This is a genomic window from Mesorhizobium sp. RCAM 05104, assembly GCF_059683645.1.
Genome location: NZ_CM185033.1, coordinates 282,059 through 304,486, shown reverse-complemented (window position 1 = coordinate 304,486; position 22,428 = coordinate 282,059). Strand labels below are relative to the sequence as shown.

27 protein-coding genes and 2 tRNA genes are annotated in these 22,428 nt (G+C 61.3%); 16 read left to right on the top strand and 13 right to left on the bottom strand.

What is annotated here, in order from left to right; translation table 11 throughout:
* Nucleotides 1-10: 10 nt before the first annotated feature.
* Nucleotides 11-343: a hypothetical protein gene (locus AC56QP_RS01620; RefSeq protein WP_489861184.1), complete on the bottom strand. Its 333-nt coding sequence runs from the start codon at nucleotides 341-343 to the stop codon at nucleotides 11-13.
* A gap of 4 nt (nucleotides 344-347) precedes the next feature.
* Nucleotides 348-587: a hypothetical protein gene (locus AC56QP_RS01615; RefSeq protein ID WP_489861185.1), complete on the bottom strand. Its 240-nt coding sequence runs from the start codon at nucleotides 585-587 to the stop codon at nucleotides 348-350.
* Between the two features lie 114 nt (nucleotides 588-701).
* On the opposite strand from AC56QP_RS01615, the gene AC56QP_RS01610 reads away from it, so the two are divergent.
* Nucleotides 702-1,325 carry a hypothetical protein gene (locus tag AC56QP_RS01610; RefSeq protein WP_489861186.1) on the top strand — a complete coding sequence of 208 codons (624 nt, stop codon included), beginning with the start codon at nucleotides 702-704 and terminating at the stop codon, nucleotides 1,323-1,325.
* A complete protein-coding gene (locus AC56QP_RS01605; RefSeq protein WP_489861187.1) occupies nucleotides 1,322-1,579 on the top strand; it encodes a hypothetical protein in 258 nt (85 codons plus the stop codon). The genes AC56QP_RS01610 and AC56QP_RS01605 overlap by 4 nt, the downstream gene beginning before the upstream one ends.
* Before the next feature lie 87 nt (nucleotides 1,580-1,666).
* On the opposite strand, the gene AC56QP_RS01600 is transcribed toward AC56QP_RS01605, so the two are convergent.
* Nucleotides 1,667-2,143 (bottom strand): hypothetical protein, encoded by a 477-nt coding sequence (locus AC56QP_RS01600; protein ID WP_489861188.1) that lies wholly within the window; start codon nucleotides 2,141-2,143, stop codon nucleotides 1,667-1,669.
* A 224-nt stretch (nucleotides 2,144-2,367) separates the two neighbouring features.
* A tRNA-Thr gene (locus AC56QP_RS01595) sits at nucleotides 2,368-2,443 on the bottom strand.
* A 158-nt stretch (nucleotides 2,444-2,601) separates the two neighbouring features.
* Here AC56QP_RS01595 and AC56QP_RS01590 point away from each other — a divergent pair.
* The 3 genes from AC56QP_RS01590 to AC56QP_RS01580 all read left to right on the top strand — a co-directional run bounded on the left by AC56QP_RS01590 (nucleotide 2,602) and on the right by AC56QP_RS01580 (nucleotide 3,673).
* On the top strand, nucleotides 2,602-2,769 hold the full coding sequence (locus AC56QP_RS01590; protein WP_489861189.1) for a hypothetical protein: 168 nt from the start codon (nucleotides 2,602-2,604) through the stop codon (nucleotides 2,767-2,769).
* A gap of 192 nt (nucleotides 2,770-2,961) precedes the next feature.
* Entirely contained in the window at nucleotides 2,962-3,156 is a 195-nt protein-coding gene (locus AC56QP_RS01585) for a hypothetical protein (RefSeq protein WP_489861190.1), read from the top strand.
* A 211-nt stretch (nucleotides 3,157-3,367) separates the two neighbouring features.
* Nucleotides 3,368-3,673 (top strand): BA14K family protein, encoded by a 306-nt coding sequence (locus AC56QP_RS01580; protein ID WP_489861191.1) that lies wholly within the window; start codon nucleotides 3,368-3,370, stop codon nucleotides 3,671-3,673.
* A gap of 76 nt (nucleotides 3,674-3,749) precedes the next feature.
* Here AC56QP_RS01580 and AC56QP_RS01575 read toward each other — a convergent pair whose 3' ends face one another.
* Nucleotides 3,750-4,184: a hypothetical protein gene (locus AC56QP_RS01575; protein WP_489861192.1), complete on the bottom strand. Its 435-nt coding sequence runs from the start codon at nucleotides 4,182-4,184 to the stop codon at nucleotides 3,750-3,752.
* A gap of 118 nt (nucleotides 4,185-4,302) precedes the next feature.
* Here AC56QP_RS01575 and AC56QP_RS01570 point away from each other — a divergent pair, with 118 nt between their 5' ends.
* A complete protein-coding gene (locus AC56QP_RS01570) occupies nucleotides 4,303-4,662 on the top strand; it encodes a hypothetical protein (RefSeq protein ID WP_489861193.1) in 360 nt (119 codons plus the stop codon).
* Here AC56QP_RS01570 and bhcR read toward each other — a convergent pair whose 3' ends face one another.
* Nucleotides 4,663-5,484 (bottom strand): HTH-type transcriptional regulator BhcR, encoded by an 822-nt coding sequence (gene bhcR, locus AC56QP_RS01565; RefSeq protein ID WP_489861194.1) that lies wholly within the window; start codon nucleotides 5,482-5,484, stop codon nucleotides 4,663-4,665.
* A gap of 212 nt (nucleotides 5,485-5,696) precedes the next feature.
* Between bhcR and gcl the strand changes: the two genes are divergently transcribed.
* The 3 genes from gcl to AC56QP_RS01550 all read left to right on the top strand — a co-directional run bounded on the left by gcl (nucleotide 5,697) and on the right by AC56QP_RS01550 (nucleotide 9,413).
* Complete coding sequence (gene gcl, locus AC56QP_RS01560) at nucleotides 5,697-7,478, top strand: glyoxylate carboligase (RefSeq protein ID WP_489861195.1); 1,782 nt, start codon at nucleotides 5,697-5,699, stop codon at nucleotides 7,476-7,478.
* 24 nt (nucleotides 7,479-7,502) lie between these two features.
* A complete protein-coding gene (gene hyi / locus AC56QP_RS01555) occupies nucleotides 7,503-8,300 on the top strand; it encodes a hydroxypyruvate isomerase (protein ID WP_489861196.1) in 798 nt (265 codons plus the stop codon).
* A gap of 195 nt (nucleotides 8,301-8,495) precedes the next feature.
* Entirely contained in the window at nucleotides 8,496-9,413 is a 918-nt protein-coding gene (locus AC56QP_RS01550; protein ID WP_489861197.1) for a 2-hydroxy-3-oxopropionate reductase, read from the top strand.
* 122 nt (nucleotides 9,414-9,535) lie between these two features.
* Here AC56QP_RS01550 and AC56QP_RS01545 read toward each other — a convergent pair whose 3' ends face one another.
* The gene (locus AC56QP_RS01545; protein ID WP_489861198.1) at nucleotides 9,536-10,384 is read right to left on the bottom strand and encodes a TrmH family RNA methyltransferase; all 849 of its coding nucleotides are present in this window, start codon (nucleotides 10,382-10,384) and stop codon (nucleotides 9,536-9,538) included.
* Between the two features lie 198 nt (nucleotides 10,385-10,582).
* Between AC56QP_RS01545 and AC56QP_RS01540 the strand changes: the two genes are divergently transcribed.
* Nucleotides 10,583-10,667 (top strand) — tRNA-Tyr (locus AC56QP_RS01540).
* A gap of 142 nt (nucleotides 10,668-10,809) precedes the next feature.
* Here AC56QP_RS01540 and AC56QP_RS01535 read toward each other — a convergent pair.
* The gene (locus tag AC56QP_RS01535) at nucleotides 10,810-11,457 is read right to left on the bottom strand and encodes a helix-turn-helix domain-containing protein (protein ID WP_489861199.1); all 648 of its coding nucleotides are present in this window, start codon (nucleotides 11,455-11,457) and stop codon (nucleotides 10,810-10,812) included.
* Between AC56QP_RS01535 and AC56QP_RS01530 the strand changes: the two genes are divergently transcribed.
* Nucleotides 11,456-12,211 carry a hypothetical protein gene (locus tag AC56QP_RS01530; protein WP_489861200.1) on the top strand — a complete coding sequence of 252 codons (756 nt, stop codon included), beginning with the start codon at nucleotides 11,456-11,458 and terminating at the stop codon, nucleotides 12,209-12,211. The two genes, AC56QP_RS01535 and AC56QP_RS01530, sit on opposite strands and share 2 nt — an antisense overlap.
* Here the strand turns inward: AC56QP_RS01530 and fixJ are convergent.
* Nucleotides 12,208-12,822, bottom strand: coding sequence for a response regulator FixJ (fixJ, locus tag AC56QP_RS01525; RefSeq protein WP_489861201.1), 615 nt, complete (start codon nucleotides 12,820-12,822; stop codon nucleotides 12,208-12,210). The two genes, AC56QP_RS01530 and fixJ, sit on opposite strands and share 4 nt — an antisense overlap.
* On the bottom strand, nucleotides 12,812-14,326 hold the full coding sequence (locus AC56QP_RS01520; RefSeq protein WP_489863420.1) for a PAS domain S-box protein: 1,515 nt from the start codon (nucleotides 14,324-14,326) through the stop codon (nucleotides 12,812-12,814). Before AC56QP_RS01520 ends, fixJ begins: the two co-directional genes overlap by 11 nt.
* Before the next feature lie 734 nt (nucleotides 14,327-15,060).
* Here AC56QP_RS01520 and AC56QP_RS01515 point away from each other — a divergent pair.
* Nucleotides 15,061-15,873: a universal stress protein gene (locus AC56QP_RS01515; RefSeq protein WP_489863421.1), complete on the top strand. Its 813-nt coding sequence runs from the start codon at nucleotides 15,061-15,063 to the stop codon at nucleotides 15,871-15,873.
* An 87-nt stretch (nucleotides 15,874-15,960) separates the two neighbouring features.
* Complete coding sequence (locus tag AC56QP_RS01510; RefSeq protein ID WP_489861202.1) at nucleotides 15,961-16,419, top strand: NUDIX hydrolase; 459 nt, start codon at nucleotides 15,961-15,963, stop codon at nucleotides 16,417-16,419.
* A gap of 103 nt (nucleotides 16,420-16,522) precedes the next feature.
* On the opposite strand, the gene AC56QP_RS01505 is transcribed toward AC56QP_RS01510, so the two are convergent.
* Nucleotides 16,523-17,221, bottom strand: coding sequence for a CBS domain-containing protein (locus AC56QP_RS01505; RefSeq protein ID WP_489863422.1), 699 nt, complete (start codon nucleotides 17,219-17,221; stop codon nucleotides 16,523-16,525).
* Nucleotides 17,222-17,840: 619 nt separating this feature from the next.
* Here AC56QP_RS01505 and AC56QP_RS01500 point away from each other — a divergent pair.
* Genes AC56QP_RS01500 through AC56QP_RS01490 form a run of 3 tightly spaced genes read left to right on the top strand, consistent with a single transcriptional unit; the run spans nucleotide 17,841 to nucleotide 20,175 of the window.
* The gene (locus AC56QP_RS01500) at nucleotides 17,841-18,167 is read left to right on the top strand and encodes a PepSY domain-containing protein (protein WP_489863423.1); all 327 of its coding nucleotides are present in this window, start codon (nucleotides 17,841-17,843) and stop codon (nucleotides 18,165-18,167) included.
* Nucleotides 18,167-18,832: a response regulator transcription factor gene (locus AC56QP_RS01495; protein ID WP_489861203.1), complete on the top strand. Its 666-nt coding sequence runs from the start codon at nucleotides 18,167-18,169 to the stop codon at nucleotides 18,830-18,832. The genes AC56QP_RS01500 and AC56QP_RS01495 overlap by 1 nt, the downstream gene beginning before the upstream one ends.
* Nucleotides 18,832-20,175, top strand: coding sequence for a sensor histidine kinase (locus tag AC56QP_RS01490; protein WP_489861204.1), 1,344 nt, complete (start codon nucleotides 18,832-18,834; stop codon nucleotides 20,173-20,175). The genes AC56QP_RS01495 and AC56QP_RS01490 overlap by 1 nt, the downstream gene beginning before the upstream one ends.
* Nucleotides 20,176-20,183: 8 nt before the next feature.
* On the opposite strand, the gene AC56QP_RS01485 is transcribed toward AC56QP_RS01490, so the two are convergent.
* Both AC56QP_RS01485 and AC56QP_RS01480 read right to left on the bottom strand, forming a co-directional pair.
* Nucleotides 20,184-21,695, bottom strand: coding sequence for an RnfABCDGE type electron transport complex subunit D (locus AC56QP_RS01485; RefSeq protein WP_489861205.1), 1,512 nt, complete (start codon nucleotides 21,693-21,695; stop codon nucleotides 20,184-20,186).
* Nucleotides 21,692-22,405: an FAD:protein FMN transferase gene (locus AC56QP_RS01480; protein ID WP_489861206.1), complete on the bottom strand. Its 714-nt coding sequence runs from the start codon at nucleotides 22,403-22,405 to the stop codon at nucleotides 21,692-21,694. The genes AC56QP_RS01485 and AC56QP_RS01480 overlap by 4 nt, the downstream gene beginning before the upstream one ends.
* Nucleotides 22,406-22,428 lie beyond the last annotated feature (23 nt).

Here is a 22,428-nt window from a genome sequence, read left to right as displayed (position 1 = left end):
GTGGGTTCAGTCACTTTGTCAACTCGACGGCAAGCGCATAAGCGCCATCGTTGATCGATTTCAGCGGATTGGCGTTGCAGTAGTTGGTCATCCACAGGTCCAAGGCCTGCAAATCGCTTTGGGACAACCGAGTATCTTGACCGGTCCGAACCGCTTTCATCATGCTGTACGCCGAGAGATACCCGAGCACCCAACTCATATAGACGACGTGCATCCCATTGTTGGACGAGCTCACCCATTGCCCGCATGAGTCCATACCTCCACCAACGAGGCCGAAGGTTTGTGCCTCCGCAGCCAATGGCCCGGCGAGCAGCAAGCATTGCGCTAAAACCAAAACTCGCATGTCGTTATCCCTTCGACCGCAACCGAACCCCTGGGCTTCCGTGATTCAGAAACTCGATGCCAGCTTCCTCAAGAACGGTCATGACGGCGCGCACCTTGTCGAGACCGCTAGTCAAACCATGGGCGCCTTTCTTCTCCATAGCGCTTATCGTGTTGATGTTGATCCCGGCACGCTTCGCAAGCGTCCCTTGGTCCATATCAACCAAGGCGCGGGCGGCGCGAAGCTGATTTCCGGTTGTGAGCATTCTATGTCCCTCTATTATCTAACTAGTAATTGTTCATAGTTTGCTGTTGACGGCAAGCTAATTCCAATTCATGGTGAACAGGTAAATTTTACTAGTTAACAAGGAACCAACCACATGCCGAACACCTCTGTTCGGGCTGCCGCCGAAGGTATGCCCAATATCGACCGCCGCCGCCTGCTCAATCTGTCTGGTGCGGGGCTTGCTCTCGCTGCAACTGCTATGATTGCGAAGCCGGCGCCGGCCGCGACTATCAGCAAGGTTGCCGAGCTTGAAGCCGCCTTTCATACCGAATGGCAGAAACATCGGGAAATGTTGCCAGAACACAACGCGGCTGAGATAGCCTATTTTGCGGAACGCGAAAAGTTGGTGAGGCCGGTTATGCGGAAAACCTCGCCAGAAGAAATCGAGGCCATCCGCCGGTTGACGATTGGTGAATTGCGCGACTTCAAATCGTTCGGCAACGCTGCCGACGAATATGCCGAGGCCATACGCACCTATGCCAAGGCCGATGGACTGGCCCGGCGCCGCACGGGCTTCGCCAAGATGGATCGGGCTTTCGTGCGCCAGTTGGACCGCGCCTACGCCGCCGCAAATCGGCTCGTGCGATGCCCTGCCCAAAGCTTTGGCGACATCGCGGCCAAGGCGCGGGTTCATCGGGTGTGGGAGTTCGAAGGCGACGACATCAACTATATCATGGCCGACATTGCGCGCGTCGCTCGGAAAGGGGGTGTCGCATGAACGCCGCCCTGTCTGTCGCGCCGGATCGGGGCCTAATCACCGAGGCTGATATCGATCGCGGCTATGATGCATGCGCGATAGTCCGCGTTTGCGAACTGGCGATGGAGACAATCCCCGGGCTGGGCCAAGACGCGCTTGTCAACGAAGCCGTTGGCGACATCGTGAGGTTGTTGCGGATGGTGGGAAGGAAGACCGGGGAATCGCTTAATGTCTTGGAGTTGGCAAAAACGAGACAGGCAGACACCAAAGCCTGATCAATTGCCCTTCGGACACTTGAAGCCCGCTTCCCTCTCGGTGGCGGGCTTTTAATTTCGGAAGCGGAATGATCGCCCACGATTTCCTCACACCGGGGCCGGCGTAAGACCGGCGGGATATGCATCGTACCCGTCGGTCTTGAACTCGAATCCCGTCAGCGTCTCGAAACCTTCCGCAGCGTCTTCAACGTGTTCGAAACCACGGCCCAGTTCTTTCCACATATCGCGCCCGAGTTGCCGCAGATCTGGATTGTTCGCAGCCCGGACAGAGTGCAGCCAAACGAAAAAGCCAACGGCAAGCTCAGGTCGGTTCTTGGTCTGCAATTCCTTGATAAGCTGCCCGATTTTCAGCGCCAGCAGGGGTTCCTGCATTTCGCAGAGAGCGGGCTCCAGCAGGTTCCACCCTCTCGTTTGTGCGACCATATTTCTGTGATTGGTAGCGCAGGCGACAATCATGCCAACCTCGTGGCCGTCTAAGGCTCGAAGCCGTCCGACAAACTCCTCCAACTCACGCTTCTGAACGTTCGTCGACCAGCCAAGAACTTTGTTGCCAAGCCAGCCCATTGATCACCCCACGCGCTTTCACAAGCGCGTGCACAGTAGGCGCCGGTAGGGGCAGGAAAGCAATGGAGAAGCCCGCTGCCTCACGGTGGCGGCTTTTCATGTTGCGGCCATGTCGCGTGGACGTGCCGCTAGTCGCCGGGAAACGTTGGGAATCAACGGAAGTGGTTTGCAACAGCATGCGACATGCAAGCGGCGGGAATATGGACTTAAGTTATTGATTTTATTGGTGCCCCCGGACGGAATCGAACCGCCGACCTTCGGTTTACAAAACCGCTGCTCTACCAGCTGAGCTACAAGGGCACGGCGCTCCGGTTAGCATATTTGTTGCGCCAGTAAAGACAAAACTCCGTTTTCGGTTACCTGCCGTGGTGGATGACGGAGCGAATGCGCATGCTGAAATCCGCAGACCCGCTTCCTACATATCAGGGAGGTGTAATCGCTTCGAACCGGGGTGTCGCATGATCAGATTTGTCATCATTCTCCCAATCGTCGTTATCGCCTGGATGCTGCTGGTGAAGCTCATCAACGATGTGAAGAAGGCCAATATCGACTGGACCGGCGTGACCACGATCATCGGCTTCATCGCGCTCGCCTTCTGGCTTCGCCATATCACCGGCATGGGGTGAGAGAGGGCGAATGGGGAATAGGGAATGGTCAGTAGTGACGGGGCACTCTGGTGTTCCTGCCTTTCGCTACTTGCTTGTGCGCCAGGCCGTGCCACAAAAGATCTCCTCGACCTTTCGAACCTTTTCCCATGCCGCGCCGACTGATCTCCAGAGGCGAATAGGTCGCCTCGACCAAGGATCCAGGAGATCATCATGTTCAAGCGCACTCTGACATCGGGCCTCGTCGCCATTTTCGTCGCCACCGGCGCACTCGCCGGCACCGTCCAGTCGTCCTCGGCTCACGGCTTCCATCATCACCACCATCATCATCACCATTTCAAGAGGCATTGGTGGTGGCACCACAACCATCATCACCACGGCCATGGCAAGGTGATCATTTTCCTTTGATGGAGGGACCCCATTCTCCCAAGAAGGGCGGCTTCGGCCGCCCTTCTTGCGTTCTGTGCGGCCTTCGCAATCGCCGGAGACGAAGCTGGACATGCCAAGCGGGTGGGTCGCGCTAAAAAATCAAAAAAGATTCGAACCTTTTTCTTGGCCGCAACGACAGATGATCAAGAGGCGGATGGATCGCCTCGGTCAACGAAGCAAGGAGATCATCATGTTCAAGCGCACACTCGTTACCGGCCTCATCGCCACCACCGTCGCTGCCACCACGTTGGTCGGCACCGTCCAGCCCTCGGCAGCTCATTCGCATCACCACGACCTCGGCATTGGCATCGCCGCCGGTGTCGGCGGGTTTGTCCTGGGCAGCCTGCTCGCCCAGCAGCAGCCGCGTACCGTCTATGTCGACGAAGACGGCGGCTCATGGCATGTCCGCCGCTGCTTCGATCGCTATTCGAGCTACGATCCGGACTCCGACACCTACATCGGTTACGACGGCTATCGCCACTACTGCCGGCTTTGAGCGGAGGGTTACCAACACAGGAAACAGGGGCTGTACGCAGCCCCTTTTCTTTCGTTTGAACGCCTGAAGACCGCGTTTAGAGATCAGCCTTCGGCTTGGAGTCCTGGATCGCCAATCCGGCCGCACGGCAGGCGTCGCCAATGAGAAGGCGCGTCTTCGGCGACTCATCACCTATCGCGACGAGCTCGAAGGTACTTCCCGCATCTGGATAGATCCTGGCGGCGAAAGGTTCGTCGGTTCCATGGCTGCCGGAAGATTTCTTGACGATGACATGGCCGCAGACCACGATCTCCCGGCGGCCGCTGAGGGTCCGTTCGCCGGCAAGGATCGTTCCGAACTTGGCTGAGGCAGGGTCCTGCAGCCGCTGACGAATGCCGGTCGTGATGATCTCCTCCAAGGCGAGCGAGATCGGAATGGGTTTCACGCGCTGGTCGCCGGGATCGGGTTTGGGCGCTGTCGTTACGCATCCGCAAAGTGAAGCGGCAAGCAGAAGCTGAGCCGTATTCCTCATCGGTGCCCTTTCGCATGCATTCGAACGCCGCGGCAAGACGGTGAAATCCCATGTAGCGGCGCTATACAGCGATTTTCGGAGCGTCTAGTCTATTCCGATGGCCAACACGGAGGGTGGCTTGGACAATCAGGACCCGAAGGAAGACCTGATCGAGCCGGTTTTCCGCAATGGCACGGTCACCACCGTCGGCATCCTGCTGGCGTTCTCGCTGGGCTTCGTCACGCATTGGGCGGCCAACCCGATACCATGGCAGACCTACCATCTTGTCGCCGTCCTGCCGATCCTGGTCGGCATCGCCCTCCAGATGCGGGCGCTGTCGCTGCTGCTCAACGTGGATTCGCTGCGTCGGCAGATCTACGAGCGTGCCAACCGCATCTTCATGGCCGGCATCATCCTGACCGCCTGCGGAGTAGGGCTGGCGATCCTGCTGGATTTCTTCGATATTGCGACCAAGAGCGCGCTGCCCGGGGCAGCTTGATCAGCCGGCTTGCACGCCGCCGATCATCCTTGTCACTTCGGCGGCGGCGCTGCGCACCATGGGCCCGATCTCGGCCAGCCGCTCCGGCGTTACCCGCACGGTCGGCCCCGACACCGAAACGCCGCCGATCGGCTCGCCGAATTCATTGAAGATGGCGGCGGCCACGCAGCGCATGCCGGGGTGCCGCTCTTCATCATCCACAGACCAGCCGCGCAGCTTGATCGTCGCCAAATCGTGGGCAAGGGCGGAAATGTCGGATAGCGTCTTGTCGGTGAAGCGCTGCAGCCCGGCCTTGCGCAGGATGGTTCCGACACGTTCCGGCTCGAGATGCGCCAGCACTGCCTTGCCAATGCCGGACGCATGGAAAGGGCTGCGCGTGCCCGGCCGGAAGAAGGCGCGGATCGCCTGGTGCGTCTCGACCTGGCTGACAAACACCACGCAATCATCCTCGGCGACGCCGAGATTGGCGGTCTCGCCGGTCCTCTCCATCAGTTCCTGCATGACGATGCGGGCGCGGTCGACCAGCTTGCGGCGGCGCAGGAACGCCGCGCCCATGCGGTAGGTCTCGACGCCGATCGACCACAGCTGGTCGCTCGTGTCGAATTCAACCATGCCGTGGTTTTGCAGCGTCGTCAGCATGCGGTAGGCGGTGGAGGCGGCAAGCCCGCTCTGCGCGGCAATCTCGCTCAAGGACAGGCCGCTGCCCTCGGCGACAATGGCCAGGATGCGCAAGGCCCGATCGAGCGACTGCACCGAATTGGCCTCGGAAGGCCCGTTGAAGGCGCGTGGACGGCCGCGCTGGCGTTTCTCGGTCGTTTCCATGCCGTCATTCTGGCTGATCTCGCAAAACACGCAATGAAAAAGTTTTCCACTCGAAGAGAGGTCGAATTCTTGGAAAACGGAAAACACAATGAAATCAGATATCAACTGTCGTTTTCTAGAAATGAAAAAATATTCTGAAAAAATTGAAAAATAGCCGGCTTGCTGACATCATCGGCCATCCAACAATGACAAACCCTGTGGAGGGCCGGAAAATGGCCAGGATGCGCGCTGTCGATGCCGCGGTTCTCGTTCTCGAAAAGGAAGGTATTTCCTGCGCGTTCGGCGTGCCGGGCGCGGCGATCAATCCGCTCTACTCGGCGCTGAAGGCGAGGGGCACGATCCGCCATGTCCTTGCCCGTCATGTCGAGGGCGCCTCGCACATGGCCGAAGGCTACACCCGCGCCAAATCAGGCAATATCGGGCTCTGCATCGGCACCTCGGGCCCGGCCGGCACCGACATGATCACCGGGCTTTACTCGGCCGCGGCGGATTCGATTCCGATCTTGTGCATCACCGGCCAGGCGCCGCGCGCGCGGTTGAACAAGGAGGATTTCCAGGCCGTCGACATCGCCACCATCGCTTCGCCTGTCGCCAAATGGGCGGTCACCGTCATGGAACCCTATCTGGTGCCGATGTCGCTGCAGAAGGCGTTCCATCTGATGCGCTCGTCGCGGCCGGGGCCGGTCCTGATCGACCTGCCGGTCGATGTCCAACTGGCCGAGATCGAGTTCGACATCGACGCCTATGAGCCGCTGACGCCGTTCAAGCCGGCGATGACGCGCGCGCAGGCCGAAAAGGCTCTGGCGATGCTCAACGCGGCCGAAAAGCCGCTGATCGTCGCCGGCGGCGGCATCATCAATGCCGATGCGTCGGATCTGCTCATCGAATTCGCCGAAATCTCCGGCGTGCCGGTCATCCCGACCTTGATGGGATGGGGCGCGATCCCCGACGACCACCGGCTGATGGCCGGCATGTGCGGGCTGCAGACCTCGCATCGCTATGGCAATGCGACGATGCTGGAAGCCGATTTCGTCTTCGGCATCGGCAACCGCTGGGCCAATCGCCACACCGGCTCCGTCGACGTCTACACCAAGGGCAAGAAGTTCATCCATGTCGACATCGAGCCGACCCAGATCGGCCGTGTCTTCGCGCCGGACCTCGGCGTCGTCTCGGATGCGGGTGCAGCACTGAAGATGCTGCTCGACGTCGCCACCGAGTGGAAGACGGCCGGCAAGCTGCGCGACTGGTCCGGCTGGGCGAAGGAATGCCAGGGTCGCAAGAAGACCATGAAGCGCAAGACGCATTTCGACCAGGTGCCGCTGAAGCCGCAGCGTGTCTACGAGGAGATGAACAAGGCGTTCGGCCGCGATGTCACCTATGTCACGACCATTGGCCTGTCGCAGATCGCCGGCGCGCAGTTCCTGCATGTCTACAAGCCGCGCAACTGGATCAATTGCGGCCAGGCCGGCCCGCTCGGCTGGACCTTGCCGGCGGCGCTTGGCGTTCGCGCCGCCGATCCCGACCGCACCATCGTGGCGCTGTCGGGCGATTATGATTTCCAGTTCATGATCGAGGAACTGGCGGTCGGCGCGCAGCACAAGCTGCCATACCTCCATGTCGTCGTGAACAATGCCTATCTCGGCCTGATCCGCCAGGCGCAGCGCGGCTTTTCGATGGATTTCGAGGTCAGCCTCGCCTTCGAGAACATCAACCGCGCCAACGATCCCGAGGCCGGCTATGGCGTCGACCACGTCGCGGTGGCCGAGGCCATGGGCTGCAAGGCGGTCAGGGTGCGCAAGCCCGAGGAATTCGCCGCCGCCTTCAAGGAGGCGCAGCGGCTGATGAAAGAGCACCAGGTTCCGGTCGTGCTCGAATTCATCCTCGAACGCGTCACCAACATCTCCATGGGCACCGAGATCGACAAGGTCACCGAATTCGAGGAACTTGCCGAAAGCCACGAAGACGCGCCGACGTCGATCGTCATGCTCGACTGATTCATCTTGTGAGGAAATTGCACTATGCCACGGTTTTCAGCCAACCTTTCCATGCTCTTTGGCGAGCATGACTTCCTCGACCGTTTCGACGCCGCCGCCCGCGCCGGCTTCAAGGGCGTCGAATATATCGGGCCGTATGATCACGCGCCCGATGTCGTCGCCGCGAGGTTGAAGAAGAACGGCCTGACGCAGGTGCTGTTCAATTTGCCCGCCGGCGACTGGGGCAAGGGCGAGCGTGGCATCGCCGTGCTGCCGGATCGGGTGCCGGAATTTCGCCAGGGCATCGCCAAGGCGATCACCTACGCGCAGGCGCTTAGCTGCCAGCAGGTCAACTGCCTGGCCGGCATCGCGCCAGCGGGTGTCGACCGCAAGGTGCTTGAGGATGTCTTTGCCGAAAACCTCGCCTTCGCGGCGGAGACGCTGGAGCAGGCCGGGATCAGGCTGCTGATCGAGCCGATCAACACCCGCGATATTCCGGGCTTCTTCCTCAACTATTCGGATCAGGCCTTGGCGTTCATCGACCGTGTCGGGTCAAAGAACCTGTTCCTGCAATACGACATCTATCACATGCAGATCATGGAGGGGGATCTCGCCCGTACCATCGAGGCAAACCTCGGCCGCATCGCGCATATCCAGCTTGCGGACAATCCCGGCCGTCACGAGCCGGGGACGGGCGAGATCAACTATCCCTTCCTCTATGATCACATCGACCGCGTCGGTTACTCCGGCTGGGTCGGAGCGGAGTACAAGCCGAAGGCGGGCACCGAGGCCGGGCTGGGCTGGTTCCGGGATCTGGCCGGGCAGGGCAGCGCGGCGGCTTAGCTCGCGCGAATTTGCTCAGCATTTGCGCTGCCCCTCACCCTCACCCTCTCCCGTGAAGAACGGGGAGAGGGGGCGCCAGCGATGCGGCCATCTCCCTTCTCCCCCTTACTATACGGGGAGAAGGTGCCGGCAGGCGGATGAGGGGCAGTGCTAACGTCGAAGAACATTCGAACAAAGATTTTCGGGAGAACCACAATGGAAACCATCGGCTTCATCGGCCTCGGCATCATGGGCGCGCCGATGGCGGGGCATTTGCTGGACGCGGGCTATAAGGTCATCGCCAGCGATCACCGCTCCAAGCCGCCGGCTGATCTCGTCGCCAAGGGCCTGAAGTCAGTCGCCGGCCATGCCGCCGTGGCGAAAGCGGCTGATATCATCATCACCATGGTGCCCGACACACCGCAGGTGGCCGATGTGCTGTTCGGCGAGAACGGCGTCGCGTCCGGACTGTCCAAGGGCAGGCTGGTCATCGACATGAGCTCCATCTCGCCGATCGAGACCAAGACCTTCGCCAGAAGGATCAATGAACTTGGTTGCGACTATCTCGACGCGCCGGTCTCGGGCGGCGAGGTCGGCGCCAAGGCGGCATCGCTGACCATCATGGTTGGTGGCGAGGAAAGGGCGTTCGAGCGCGCCAAACCCATCTTCGAGAAGATGGGCAAGAACATCACCCTGGTCGGACCGAACGGCGTCGGCCAGACCACCAAGGTGGCCAACCAGATCATCGTTGCACTCACCATTGAAGCTGTCGCCGAAGCTCTTGTTTTTGCGTCGAAAGCCGGTGCCGACCCAGCCAAGGTCAGGCAGGCGCTGATGGGCGGGCTGGCGGCCTCGCGCATTCTCGAAGTGCATGGCGAGCGCATGGTCAAGCGCACCTTCGCGCCGGGCTTCCGCATCGAACTGCACCAGAAGGATCTCAACCTCGCGCTGGAGGGTGCGAAAGCGCTCGGTGTGTCGTTGCCCAACACCTCGACCACCCAGCAGCTGTTCAATTCCTGCGCCGCCAATGGCGGCGCGAAGGAGGATCACTCCGCGCTGGTTCGCGCGCTGGAGCGGATGGCCAATTTCGAGGTCGGCGGCGACGCAGCCGAAGTCAAAGGCAAAGCGGCATAGGTCGGGAGAAGGCGGCGCAACGTTCCCAAGCCGCCAACTCTTTCCCTGTCGGAGAACGGGTTCCTGCGTCGCCGGAACCCGTTTCTCGCCTGGAGATGCTTCTCGGCAAGCGGGTTGCCGCTTTAGCCGCGCTTCAGGAATGCTCGCGCTACATAGAGGCTGATCGCCGCGGCGTTCGATACGTTGAGTGAGTGGATGGCTCCCGGCATGTCGAGCCGCGCCAAGATCGTTACCGTCTCACGCGTCTTCTGGCGCAGGCCTTTGCCCTCGGCGCCCAGTACCAGGGCGATTTTTTCTCCGGCAAAGCTTTTTTCGAGTTCCGCAGGGCCATCCGAATCAAGCCCGATGGTGCGGAAGCCGGCCTCGTGCAATTGCCCGAGCGCATCGGCCAGGTTCTTGACCTCGATCTGGTCGATATGCTCCAGCGCACCAGAGGCGGATTTTGCCAGCACGCCCGATTCCTGCGGGCTGTGGCGCGCGGTGGTGATCAGCGCGCCGGCGCCGAAGGCGACCGCCGAACGCAGGATGGCGCCGACATTGTGCGGATCGGTGACCTGGTCGAGCACCAGAACCAGCTTTGCATCCCCAAGTGCATCAAGTCGCTTGGGCTTCAGCGGCTCTGCTTCGATCAGCACGCCCTGATGCACGGCGTCCGAGCCGGTGATCTTGTCGATATCCCTGGGCTCGACCAGTTCCGCCTTGAAGGGCAGGGCAGCGAGATCGGTTATCTCCAGGCGCTCGGCCGCATTGCGCGTCACCAGCATCTTCCTGATCTTGCGGCGCGGATTGTCGAGTGCCGCCCGCACCGTGTGCAGGCCGTAGAGTCGCACCAGGCCGTCCGCGGCGTTTTCGCCGGGCGGCACGGGCTGGCGTGGCCGGAAGGCCGGCGCGCCGCCGCTTTTCTCGTCGCGATAGGCGCGGCGAAGCTTGGCGTAATGAGTGTCTTTCGGGGTGTTGGCGTTGTTGCTCATGACCGGCTTCTATAGCCGTCTCCTACGGCTAAGGATATGGCCCGTCGCCGCAGCCGGCGAACAAGGTTGAAAAACCCTGGCTGCGCGGTTGACACCCACCAGCCTTGCCGCCATAAGGCGCTTCGCTGGTTTCGGAGAAGATACAACTCGGGTCCGAATTGGCGCGAATGCCTCGTTGCATGGCTCCGGCGGCAGACTGGAGAGGTGCCCGAGTGGTTAAAGGGGACGGACTGTAAATCCGTTAGCTTAGCTTACGTTGGTTCGAATCCAACCCTCTCCACCACTGCCGGCCCGGAAGCCCTGAAACGCGAGGCGGGCATGGAAGCGGACGCTTGCCCCCGAAAGAAATCGTGTGGGGCGGATCGACGGCGCTACTAGTCACCGTCTCCAACCCGCGGCACTCCCGTAAATCACCAGGTCCAGTCTCATTCGCTCATATCTTGAAGCGCTTCGTGCTTGACGATTTCGATGCTGCGCAGGCTGGTGAGGCGGATCACGCCCTTGTCCTTCAGCCGGGTCAGCACCCGCGACACGGTCTCGATGGTGAGGCCGAGATAGTCGCCGATGTCCATGCGCGACATCGGCAGCTCGATCGGCTGCAATCCACCCTGCCGCTCGGCCATGTCGAGGAGGAAGGCGGCGACGCGTTCGATGGCATTCTGGCGACCGAGGACCAACAGGTGTTCCTGCGCCCTGGTCAGCCCTTTGAGCGCCAGGGGCAGCACCTGACGCGAGATGTCCGCACCCGTGGCGAAGCGAAAGACGCGGATGCCGGTGGCGTTGATTGCCTCGGCGAAGAAATGATGCGTGCTGTCGGCCTCGAAGCCGAATGTCTCTCCGGCCAGGTGAAAGGCGCTGATCTGGCGACGGCCATCGGCCAGCAGGCGGTAGATGCGGACGGCGCCGAACTCGACCTGATAGAAGGGCCCGGCCTTCTCGCCCTGGGCATAGATTTCCGCGCCGGCGGGAAAGAAGCTGAGCGGTTGCAGCAGCGCGGGCTCGAAAGCCTCTGGCAGGGTCGGCTGGGGGGACCGTGACGGCAGTGCAATTCTGGAGGTCGTGTAGGTGTGCATGGCTGTTTTCCCGGTTGATCCGCGACACAGCAATCGCGCGAATCCGTGGGTGGCGAAATTCGGTTATGTCCCTACGGGAAACTACCTAGGACCAGTTCTGCGGCGGGCAGATAACGATCGCCGAAATCATGGGCGCACGGGACATCGAACAGCGCGGCAATCGGCCGGTCCCATCCAGGGCGCGGTTGACGCTGGAGCCGCCCTGCATGGTGTCAAGGTCGCGGTCGATCGGTTGCCGAACTCGAACCGTTCAGTCGCCGACGTGCTTCGCCAGCATGCTGTCGGTGTCGCCGCCGCGGCTCACGCGCTCGCTTCGCGTCCGGACACCTGCTCGATCGATATCCGGAAGAAGACGTGCGGGACGCTGTCGGCAACCAGGGGAATAGCCGGCTTGAGTGCGCCAGGTTTCCCACCAGTCGCGCCGGCGTTGGCCGGGGGAGCGCACCACTGCCAGTTCGATGGCGCATTGCTTTGCCGGAATATGATTCAAATCAAGGCGGGAGTTGTCGCTTCCGCGCATCATATGGCGATGTGGAAGCCAATCCTAAGCGCTCCGTTTGGTCGCGACCTTGAACTCGCCGTCTTGGACGAGGACGGCGAACATGCGCTCGTATTTCCCTGCATAAAGGGGCGGCAGGGTTGGACGAACGCCGCGACTGGCGTTCGCGTCGACATCCGCCCGACCCATTGGCGCTACTGGGAGTCGAAGGCAATGCCGACAGACGGCGGCAAGTCCCTGGGTGGCGCTTCCTAGGGTCTGGATTCCACGATCAGCGCCATGCGCACGAGATGCGACAGGCTGCCCGCGCCCATCTTGCTCATGACATTGGCTCGATGAATCTCGACCGTGCGCGGACTGATGCCCAAATCATAGGCGATCGTCTTGTTCGGCAGACCCGACACCAGCCCGTCCAGCACTTGCCGCTCCCGCTCAGAGAGCGACGCCATGCGCCCATGAATTTCCGCTGATTGTGGGTGCGTTGCACCGACCTGGTTGCGGTTGTCCAACGCTGAGCGGATCGCATCGATCAAAACCTGATCGTCGAACGGTTTCTCGATGAAATCGGAAGCCCCTTCCTTCATCGCCTGAACGGCCAGCGCCACATCGGCATGACCCGTCATGACAATGACGGGTATCGCCTGCCCGCGGGCCCTGAGCTGGCGCAGGAACTCGATGCCGTCAATGCCGGGCATGCGCACATCGGTCACGATACAGCCATCGAGATCGCCTGTCGCGGTAGCCAGGAAGGCTGTCGCCGATTCATGCAGGCGCACGGCAAAGTCGGCCGTCGCAAGGAGAAAACCAAGCGACTTGCGGACGTCGACGTCGTCGTCGACCACGTGCACAAGATCATTAGCGGTCATTGGCGACCTCTCCCTTTTCAACGATGCGCAAGGTGAAGCGGAAAGCGGTCCCTCCGCCAGGGGCGGCCTCCGCCCAGATATGGCCGCCATGCGATTCGACGATAGTACGGCAAATCGAGAGACCGACACCCATGCCCTGCTTCTTGGTGGTGACAAATGGCTGGAAAAGCTGGGCCGCGACCTCTGGCGCAAGCCCTGTGCCTGTGTCGATCACGCTGACCTCGGCCATCCCGTCATCCCGGGCGACGGTGATGACGTGCAATTCGCGGCGTGGCGCACCTTGCATGGCTTCCACCGCGTTGCGCATCAGATTGAGCAGAACCTGCTGAATCTGGATGCGGTCGGTCAAGACCAGTTCGGCCAGCGGGTCGAGCTTGTAGCTGACACGGACATTTATCTCTCTTGCGCCGACCAGGGCCAGCGACGAGGCCTCTTCGATCAGCGTCGGCAAGCGTTCGACCTGACGCTCGCTCTCGCCTCTGGCGACGAAGTCCCTGAGGTGTCGGATGACATCTCCGGCCCGCAACGCCTGCTCGGCTGCCTTTTCGACAGCCTCGCGCAGCATGGGCGCATTCTCTTCCGTGCTTTTCTCGAGCAGTCGGCGACTGCCTTTGAGGTAGTTCGTGATGGCGGTGAGAGGCTGGTTGATCTCATGCGCCAATGTCGAGGCCATTTCGCCAAGCGCGGTAAACCGCGCCATGTGCAGCAACTCCTGCTGCTGCTCCTGTATCCTTGCTTCCGCCCTGTGGCGTTCGGTCAGGTCGCGGCAAAAGCCGGTAAAGAACCGGCCGGTACCCGGATGCATTTCGCCGACGGAAAGCTCCATCGGAAAGGTCGAGCCATCCTTGCGCATCCCGGTCACCGTGCGGCCGAGCCCGATGATCCGGCGCTCGCCCGTCGTCAGGTAGCGGTGCAGATAGGCATCATGCTCGCCATGATAGGGCGCCGGCATCAAGATGTTGACGTTTTGACCGATGGCTTCGCTCGACTGATAGCCAAACAGGGTTTCGGCCGCGGTGCTGAAGGATTGGATCCGGCCCTTTTCGTCGATGACGACCATGGCATCGGGCACGGTCGCCAGGATCGAACGCAAGTGATCTTCGCGCAACTGAAGGGCAGCGTTTGCGAAGGAAAGTTCGCTGACGTCGGTGCCCTCGACAAAGATGGCCGCGATACGGCCGTCGTCGGCCTTGATCGGCTGATAGACGAAATCGAGAATGCGCTCTTCGACAGATTCGCCATCCTTCTTGCGAAGCGCGACTTTCACTGCCCGACCTCTGTACGGCTCGCCGGTTTCATACACCTGGTCGAGCAGTTCGTAGAAACCCTGGCCCTCGAGTTCGGGCAGGGCTTCGCGCACCGACTTCCCAATCACTTGCCGACCGCCAATCAGCCGTTGGTAGGCGGCATTGGTCAACTCGAAGACATGACCCGGCTCGCGCATCAACGTCATGAACCCCGGGGCCTGCTCGAACATCAGGGCCAGCCGGTCATGCTCGGCCATGGTCCGCTGCTCGCCGCGAACTCGGTCGGTGACTTCGCTCAGAATGCACAGCACCCCACCGACCGTGCCGTCCACCTCGATGACCGGCGAGTATGAGATGTCGAAATAGACCTCTTCGGCAATGCCGTACCGTTCACTCTGCAGTGGCTTCGCATGCGCAAAGACAGTCTCGCCGGAGGTGCGTACCTTGTGAAGCGATGGTTCGAGGTCGTCCCACAGCTTTGCTCGATTTGCCGACGCCGGGCCACCGAGCGCCAGCGGATGCTTTCCGGCGAGCAATGAGGCACAGGCATCGTTGTAGAGCGCCACAAGGTCGGGCCCCCAGAACAGGGCGATCGGCGTGCGGGCCGGGAGCATGGTGCAGACGGTGTTGATCAGCGTCTGAGACCACGACCCTATCGGGCCAACCGGCGAAATTGACCAGTCATAAGATATGATCAGCCTGCCAATCTCGCTGTTACCGAACGCTGACACCGATTTCAGCATGGTTTCACCGGTCGGCAAAACGCGCGTTTCCTTGTCGTTCACATCAAGTCCTTGGATGTAGGGACGTGCAATTTGGCCTAGTTATCATTCATCGCCCTCTCTGCCCACGCAAAACCGATCATGCCAGAGGCTCGTGATCGAGTGGACCGGCAATTGAGAAACAGTCTTTTTGACCCGCATCAAGGCATCGAGCGTCGGTGGATGCATTTCATCCTCGCATTTCACCGGTCCAACGAGAGGCGCCCATCATGTCCTACAAGTCAATCATCGTGAATCTTGCCGTGGATGCACCTCCTGCAGCGACGGTGAAATTGGGGATCGAGCTTGCGGAGCGGTTTGGCGCCCGTCTCATCGGCCTGGCGGCTGCGGATGTTCCGCCCCTGGTCGCGACAGGCAACGGGATGGTCTACGAAGGGGAGATCATGCAGATCCAGCGCACGGAAATCGAAAAGCGGCTTGCCGAATTGCGAGCCGAATTCGAGAGGCTGGTTCCCGCATCGATCTTCAGCGAATGGGGGCAATCCGTTTCCAGCCCGACTCGCTTTCTGAGCGTTTCGGCCCGTGTGGCCGATCTTATCGTTACCGGCAGCGAGAAAGGGGAAAATGTCTTTCGAGCAGTGGATGTCGGCAGCCTCGTGCTCGGTGCAGGCCGACCGGTTCTGGTTGCCGCGAGCAATGTCGAGCATGTCATGGCAAAAACCGTGCTGGTTGCCTGGAAGGACACCAGGGAAGCGCGGCGGGCGATAGCAGATGCCCTGCCTTTTCTGGCCAAGGCCAACGAAGTCGTCGTTGCCACAATCGACACCGACCGCGATGAAAGTATTCACGACAGCCTCGCCGACGTCGCGGTCTTTCTCGAACATCACAGTATCATGGCACGAACCGAATCGATCGCCGGCGAGGCTGATGGCGATCAGTTGCTGACATTTGCGCGGTCGATCCATGCGGACCTGATCGTCTCCGGTGCCTATGGTCACAGCCGTCTGCGGGAATGGGCGTTCGGCGGCGTCACGCGCTCGCTGATTGAGGAAAGCGGCATCAACCGCTTCATGTCGTATTGATGCCCACGGCGACCGAGAGCGCTGCGCGGCGGAAGACCTGTTCAGCCTGCCCCCAGGTGACAGGCTGTATGGCGAGGGCGTGAAGTCATGGCCAAGAAAAGCGCGGGCATCCTGCCCTATCGCAGGTCGAACAGCGGCCTGCAGGTGCTGCTTGTCCATCCGGGCGGCCCGTTCTGGCAAAGCCGCGATCTCGGCGCGTGGTCCATCGCCAAGGGCGAGTATGGCGACGACGAACAACCCGAGGCCGCGGCGCGTCGCGAATTCGCCGAGGAAACCGGCTGGGAGCTCGGCGGGGCACCGCTGCTTCCCTTGCGCGAGTTGCGCCAGCGCGGAGGCAAGCTCATCACGGCCTTCGCGGTCGAAGGCGATTTCGACACCGCTACGCTGCGCAGCAACATGTTCGAAATGGAATGGCCGCCGCGCAGTGGCCGCGTGCAGTCCTTTCCCGAGATCGATCGTGGTGAGTGGCTGGATCTTGCCCAGGCTCGGGAAAAGATGCTTGCCGGCCAGCGGTCCTTCCTCGATCGGCTTGTGGCGTCTATCTAGCCAGCGGCATGGCTTGGACTTGAAAGTCTTCCTGTTTTGACGGCTTGGGAGCTTCAATCCATCGCAGTTCGCGTCGAGAAGATCGTGGTGCTGGCTTCAGGCGCTACGAAACCAGAATGACGGACAGAGGGTCGGCGCAGAACAGGTCATCCTTGACGGCTTTGACGCCGGCAGCGTTTTCCGCCGCGACAATTGCTGCCTGGCGCTCGCGTTCATCGAAGATGGCGCCGCTCAGTGTCACCACGCCCTTGTCGACGGTCACATTTATCATGTCCTTGGCAACCCATTTCTGGGCAGCGAGTTCGGCCAGGATAGTCTGGCGGATCTGTTCGTCGTCGACGGACATCGGGGCCACGGCTGACTGCGGGAGAAGCAATGCCCTAAGAAGGTCGGAGCGGGCAATGATGCCGACAACCCTGCCGGCTTCGACGATCGGTATGCGTTTGATGCGGTGACGTGCCATCAGTTCGACGATCTCCGCGAGCGAAGCGTCGCGGGTTGCCGTGACGACATCATCGGACATCACCTCTTCGACCTGTCGCCCGTTGGCTCGGACGTATTCATCAGCGGCTTTTCCGGGGCTGACGAGAAATTCCAGCCAACGCGAACGCTTGCGCTCGGTGCCGAGTTCTCCACGGCGCAGGAAATCGCCTTCGCTGACCATTCCAACCAACGTGCCGTCGCCGCGGATGACGGGCAGGCCACTGATCCTGTTCGAGAGCATCAACTGAGCCGCTTCGGCGACAGATGCGGACGGGGCTATTCCGACCACTGGCGCGGTCATTATGGTTTCGGCTTGCATGGATGCCTCCTCAAACGCCTGTTCTTGCCATTTATCGGCATGATGGCCGCGGCATGCCTTGATCTGAATCATTTTCGGGGAAGGGCAGCGTCGCGTATCGTGTGGTTTGGTGGCGTTGGGAGGGGAAGGATTGGCTTGCACGCCAGCGACCTTTCCCGATCAATCGCAGGCGGTTGGCCAGAACGATTGACCGGGTCCGGAAAGACTGAAAGAACCGCTGGCACCGATCGAGGAACTAGTCGTCGTCTGATGCTTCGCTTTCGCCAACGACACCACTGGCGGACCGATCATCGCACTCATCGTCGCCGACGCCTTTGACTGCCTTCGGGCCGGTGGCGTCCCCCATCGGGATGGCCTCCAGGTCGATTGGACCGGCAGGGGCGACGGCAGCTGGCGCTCCACATGACCCCTCATTCGATTCAGCGGCCGCCGGCAGGGCAAAGATTGTGAGGCCTCCAAGTGCTACAAGCAAAAAAATGGAATTGCGCATGATTTCGATATCCTTCTCAGCGCGGCCATGATTGGACGCGATGACAACCCAATAGAGAACTCTTGCTTGCTGGCGGCTGAGGATGGCTGACAGCAGATTGACAGCTTCCGTGTGCGAGATGCCTTGTTGATGATAGCCAAGCTGAAGCGTCTCATGGTGATGGGCCTGATCGGGCTTGCCCTGGTCCAGCCGCTTGCCGCGCTTGCCGACGAGGATGACGACGGCGACCACGATCGGGCGCGGGACCTCTACGAACACGGCGAAATCAAAGGCCTTGCCAAAATCCTGGACATTGTTCGCGCCAAAACGCCCGGCGATGTTGTCGCGGTCGACCTCATCCGCCTCGGCGACAAATGGGTCTATCGGTTCCAGATCATCGTCGCGGATGGTCGTCGCAAGATCGTCGATGTCGACGCCGATGCCGGCGTCATCATGGGGGGCGAGGAGGGCGACTGATGAAGATTCTCCTTGCTGAGGACGAGCCACGCATCGCGGCCGACATCGCGGCTGCCCTAAAGGCATCCGGGATGGCGGTCGATATCGTGCGCGATGGCGAAGCCGCATGGTTCTCAGGCGACGTCGAAACCTACGACGCTGCCATTCTGGATCTCGGATTGCCCAAGCTAGACGGCCTCACTGTCCTGAAGCGCTGGCGGGCCAATGGCCGACGGTTTCCCGTTCTCATCCTGACGGCCAGGGGCATGTGGACGGAGCGTGTCGAAGGCATCAATTCCGGCGCCGATGACTATCTCCCCAAGCCTTTCGAAATGGAAGAACTGCTTGCCCGGTTGCGGGCAATTCTGCGGCGCTCGACCGGGCAGGCGGCGCCCGTGCTGAAGTCAGGGCCTCTGCTTCTGGACACGCGCCAGATGCGTATCTCGCTGCGCGGCATTCCCGTTTCGCTTTCGCCGCTGGAGTATCGGCTCCTGGCGTTCCTGATGCATCATGCCGGGAGCGTGGTGGCGCCCACCGAACTGGCCGAGCACCTGTATGATTCAGGCAATGACCGCGATCCGAACACGATCGAGGTCATTGTCGCGCGTTTGCGTCGCAAGCTTGGCAGCGACGTCATCGAAACGCGGCGTGGTTTCGGGTATCTGATACCCGATGAGCCCCCTTGATGGGCAACTCGATCCGCTTCAGGCTCTGGTTGGCAGCGACGGTCTCAATCCTCATCGCACTTGCCGTGGCGGGAGTAGGACTGCGCTATCTATTCGAATTGAATGTCGAACGGCGTGTCGTCAGCGAGCTGACCGTCGACCTCAACGACCTGATCGGCGCTACCGCATACGGCCCCGACGGCCGCCTTTCAGTTCAGGCGGCCCTGACCGACCCGCGCTTTTCCATTCCCTTGTCCGGTCATTACTGGCAGGTGGAGGACGTCGGTTCCGGCAGCCTCGTCCGCTCGCGTTCACTATGGGATGCAACCCTTGCCCTGCCTGCCCTCGGAACCGGCGGCGAACTCAGGGAATTCAAGGAATTCAAAGGGCCCGACGGAGAGTTGGCCATCGCCGTCGAGCGCATGGTCACCGATGTCGACGGCCGATCATTTCGCGCCATCGTCGCGGAAAACCATCGCGGCGTGGAACTGGCGGTCAGTGAATATGTCCGCGATCTTGCGCCGGCCCTGATCCTGCTCGCCCTCGCCCTGATGGCAGCATTCTTCATCCAGATCACGGTCGGCCTTGCTCCGTTGGAAGGTCTGCGGGTCGCGGTTCGAAACGTGATTGCACAGCGAGCCGCGCGACTGGATGTAGCGGCGCCGAGCGAGGTGCAGCCGCTTGCCGATGAAATAAATCGGCTGCTCGATGCCCAGGAGAAGGCGCTGGCGCGCGCCCGATCCCGCGCGACAGACCTGGCGCATGGCCTCAAGACACCGCTGCAGGTCTTGTCGGCCGACATTCGCGCCTTGCGCAAGAAGGGCGAGACCAGCCTGGCCGACGAAATCGAGAAGAGCGCGGCGGCGATCCGGCGTCACGTCGAGCGGGAACTCGCGCGCGCCCGCCTCGCACCCGGCGTATCGGCCAAGGCCTTTTGCCGCATTCGGGAAACGGCGGCGGGCGTCATTGCCGTGGTCAAGCGCACGCCAGGCGGCGAGCAGCTTTCGTTCAAGGTGCAGATCGCCGACGATCTGATGGCGTCAATCGATGAAGGCGACCTGTCCGAAATCCTCGGCAATCTGGTCGAGAATGCGGTGCGCTACGCAAAATCGGAGGTGCGGGTCGATGCATCCGCGACGTCCGGTGGAGTCGTCATTGCCGTCGCGGACGACGGACCTGGTATTCCTGAAGCGGATCGGCAATCCGCCTTGTCGCGCGGTGTCCAGCTGGACAGCAGGGGTGGTAGCAGCGGGCTTGGCCTTGCCATCGTCTCGGACATTGTCGAAGCCTATGGCGGACGCCTTGACATGGCCAACGCCAACCCCGGCCTGGTCGTGACCATTTCCTTGCCACGACACCGTTGACCCCTGCTTCACGCAAACCCTGGGAAGTAGTCGACCTTTATCCGCGAGCGGCGAACGCCCATCGCGCGAAGCTTCTGGCGCAGCGCCTTGACCATCGCCTGAGGGCCGGAGATGTAGAATGTCCGCTCAAGGTAGTCGGGTATGGCCAAGCGGATCAGGCGCTCGTCGATATAGCCTTGATACTGGCCGCGTTCGCCACCGTGGGCAACGGCATGAACCGTCCGGATGCCGAGTTCTCGCCTGGCGGCGCCGAGCACGTCGCGATAGGCGATATCCTGCTGGCCTTCGGTCCCATAGAGGATGACGATCGGCCGTCTCTCCTTCCGGTCAAGAAGATGTTGCAGCATGGAGCGGAACGGCGTGATGCCGATGCCTCCGGCAAGGAAGGCAATCTTGGTTTCGGGCTTGGCGGGCAGCGTGAAGCTCCCGGCCAATTGCGCGGCGTGAATCCGGTCGCCGGGCTTGAGGGTCATAAGCTCGCGCTTGAAGGCGCTGGATTCGGGATGGAATTTGACGCCGAGGCGAACCGTTTCCTCCGTGGGTGCGGAGGCGATCGTGAAGTAGCGCCGGTTGCCGCGATTGTCGGAACGGTCGAGGCCAAGCGTCCATTCAAGATACTGGCCAGCCTGGAAGGCGAGCTTTTGTGGCGACCGGAAGATGAAATCATAGCTGTCGACGGCCGAGCGCTCGATGCGTTCCAATGTCAGCACGAAGCGTCCCCTCGGGCCGGCTGCGTAGGCAAACAGGTTGCCAGCCAGCAGCGCCAGCTCCGGTGTGAAATAGAACGAGCCGATATGGATGTTCGGGGCGAACAGGAAGCCGACGATGGCAGCGAAGGTGATGCGCGGCAAACGCGCCGTCGGCGCCGTCAATGGCTCCGTCAGCATAACGAAGGCAAAGAACAACAGCGGCGACGAAGTCAGGGTTTCCTTGAGCGCGACGACATATTGCGAGGGCTCGGTGGTCGCCAGGATCGTCGCCAGCGTGACGGCAACGAAGGTCGCGAAAAGATCCAGCCGGCGCAGCTTCCGGACAATGAGGATACCTCCAACCAGCACAACGGGGAGCAGCCACAAATTGCCGCCAACCCACCAGGTCGCCGGCTTGTCGAGCAGGAACGCCGACAATGCCACACCCAGGGCAGCCGGATTGAACAGGTGCTTTCTGCCGACGGCGAAGATGAATTTGGACGAGATCGCCCAGACGGAAGCGAACGCCACGGCACCGATGCCCGCAAGATCGGTGACGGCCACCGGGTCGAGGATAAGCGCCAGGATAAGCGCGGTGATGTAGACCGACTCGCTGTTGGCCGGCACTTCGAAGATGCGGGCGAAGACCTTGTTGGCGATCCAGCACGCCGCCAGCGCCAGGGCCGTGGTGAAGGCGAGCGCTACCGGATTATGCGGCACCAGGCCGGCAAATCCGAACACCAGGGCCGTGGCCACCAAAGCCATGAGATAATACAGGATCAACCTGTACATGGTCAGCCGGTCGAGAAATCGGTCAATGGTCTTGATCATGGCGTGCAAAGCGCTCCGAAGCCGCTGGTCGGCGTGGCACGGCCATCGATGTCGACGACGTAGCCTTCCAGACCTGGCGTTTGCTCGAGAAAGAAGATGCCGTCCCGTCCCATGGCGAAGGCCGCCGTGGCGAAACGATCCGCTTCGAGGACATCCGCCCCGATCACCGTCAAACTGACGATGTCGGCGATCGGGGTGCCAGCCCCATGCGGATTGTAGATATGTTGGCCGCGTACATAGGTACCGGACGTCGCGACGCCGCGTCCGCGCGGGTAAACGATCTTGATGACCTCATCCGCATTGAAGGGATTGCGGATGCCCACGCTCCAGTCCTTTCCTTCGTCGTTTTTCCCGGACGCCTGGATGTCGCCGCCGGCCTCGATGAAGAAATCGCTGACCCCGCCCTGTCGGACGATTTCGGCCGCGTTGCGGATGGCCCAGCCCTTGACGATGCCGGACGGATCAAGGGAACCGTCAGGCTTGCGGATGTCGAAGTATCCGTCCGTCTCGTTTTTCGTCTGTTCGGCGAGCGCCAGCACTTCCATCATTTCGCCGCTCCAGTCCCTGACCGGTACGTCGCCTCGGTTGATGGCGGAAATCTCGCTGTCGGTCCTGTACGTGCTGAAGCGCCGATCGATGTGCTCGAAATAATCGAAGACCTTGTCGATCAACGCGTGCGACGCGCCGCCGACATCGACGGTGACGGGCATGCCCATCAAAATCCGGGTTTCAC

Coding starts and splice junctions, on each gene's coding strand:
- AC56QP_RS01510 (WP_489861202.1), top strand. CDS start 15,961: ATGGCCAAGAAAAGCGCGGGCATCCTGCCCTATCGCAGGTCGAACAGC.
- AC56QP_RS01520 (WP_489863420.1), bottom strand. CDS start 14,326: ATGGCCGAGCATGACCGGCTGGCCCTGATGTTCGAGCAGGCCCCGGGG.
- AC56QP_RS01620 (WP_489861184.1), bottom strand. CDS start 343: ATGCGAGTTTTGGTTTTAGCGCAATGCTTGCTGCTCGCCGGGCCATTG.
- AC56QP_RS01500 (WP_489863423.1), top strand. CDS start 17,841: ATGATAGCCAAGCTGAAGCGTCTCATGGTGATGGGCCTGATCGGGCTT.
- hyi (WP_489861196.1), top strand. CDS start 7,503: ATGCCACGGTTTTCAGCCAACCTTTCCATGCTCTTTGGCGAGCATGAC.
- AC56QP_RS01480 (WP_489861206.1), bottom strand. CDS start 22,405: ATGCCCGTCACCGTCGATGTCGGCGGCGCGTCGCACGCGTTGATCGAC.
- AC56QP_RS01580 (WP_489861191.1), top strand. CDS start 3,368: ATGTTCAAGCGCACACTCGTTACCGGCCTCATCGCCACCACCGTCGCT.
- bhcR (WP_489861194.1), bottom strand. CDS start 5,484: ATGGAAACGACCGAGAAACGCCAGCGCGGCCGTCCACGCGCCTTCAAC.
- AC56QP_RS01600 (WP_489861188.1), bottom strand. CDS start 2,143: ATGGGCTGGCTTGGCAACAAAGTTCTTGGCTGGTCGACGAACGTTCAG.
- AC56QP_RS01575 (WP_489861192.1), bottom strand. CDS start 4,184: ATGAGGAATACGGCTCAGCTTCTGCTTGCCGCTTCACTTTGCGGATGC.
- AC56QP_RS01545 (WP_489861198.1), bottom strand. CDS start 10,384: ATGAGCAACAACGCCAACACCCCGAAAGACACTCATTACGCCAAGCTT.
- AC56QP_RS01590 (WP_489861189.1), top strand. CDS start 2,602: ATGATCAGATTTGTCATCATTCTCCCAATCGTCGTTATCGCCTGGATG.
- AC56QP_RS01610 (WP_489861186.1), top strand. CDS start 702: ATGCCGAACACCTCTGTTCGGGCTGCCGCCGAAGGTATGCCCAATATC.
- fixJ (WP_489861201.1), bottom strand. CDS start 12,822: ATGACCGCTAATGATCTTGTGCACGTGGTCGACGACGACGTCGACGTC.
- AC56QP_RS01495 (WP_489861203.1), top strand. CDS start 18,167: ATGAAGATTCTCCTTGCTGAGGACGAGCCACGCATCGCGGCCGACATC.
- AC56QP_RS01490 (WP_489861204.1), top strand. CDS start 18,832: ATGGGCAACTCGATCCGCTTCAGGCTCTGGTTGGCAGCGACGGTCTCA.
- AC56QP_RS01550 (WP_489861197.1), top strand. CDS start 8,496: ATGGAAACCATCGGCTTCATCGGCCTCGGCATCATGGGCGCGCCGATG.
- AC56QP_RS01605 (WP_489861187.1), top strand. CDS start 1,322: ATGAACGCCGCCCTGTCTGTCGCGCCGGATCGGGGCCTAATCACCGAG.
- AC56QP_RS01530 (WP_489861200.1), top strand. CDS start 11,456: ATGGCTGTTTTCCCGGTTGATCCGCGACACAGCAATCGCGCGAATCCG.
- gcl (WP_489861195.1), top strand. CDS start 5,697: ATGGCCAGGATGCGCGCTGTCGATGCCGCGGTTCTCGTTCTCGAAAAG.
- AC56QP_RS01505 (WP_489863422.1), bottom strand. CDS start 17,221: ATGCAAGCCGAAACCATAATGACCGCGCCAGTGGTCGGAATAGCCCCG.
- AC56QP_RS01615 (WP_489861185.1), bottom strand. CDS start 587: ATGCTCACAACCGGAAATCAGCTTCGCGCCGCCCGCGCCTTGGTTGAT.
- AC56QP_RS01535 (WP_489861199.1), bottom strand. CDS start 11,457: ATGCACACCTACACGACCTCCAGAATTGCACTGCCGTCACGGTCCCCC.
- AC56QP_RS01485 (WP_489861205.1), bottom strand. CDS start 21,695: ATGATCAAGACCATTGACCGATTTCTCGACCGGCTGACCATGTACAGG.
- AC56QP_RS01585 (WP_489861190.1), top strand. CDS start 2,962: ATGTTCAAGCGCACTCTGACATCGGGCCTCGTCGCCATTTTCGTCGCC.
- AC56QP_RS01515 (WP_489863421.1), top strand. CDS start 15,061: ATGTCCTACAAGTCAATCATCGTGAATCTTGCCGTGGATGCACCTCCT.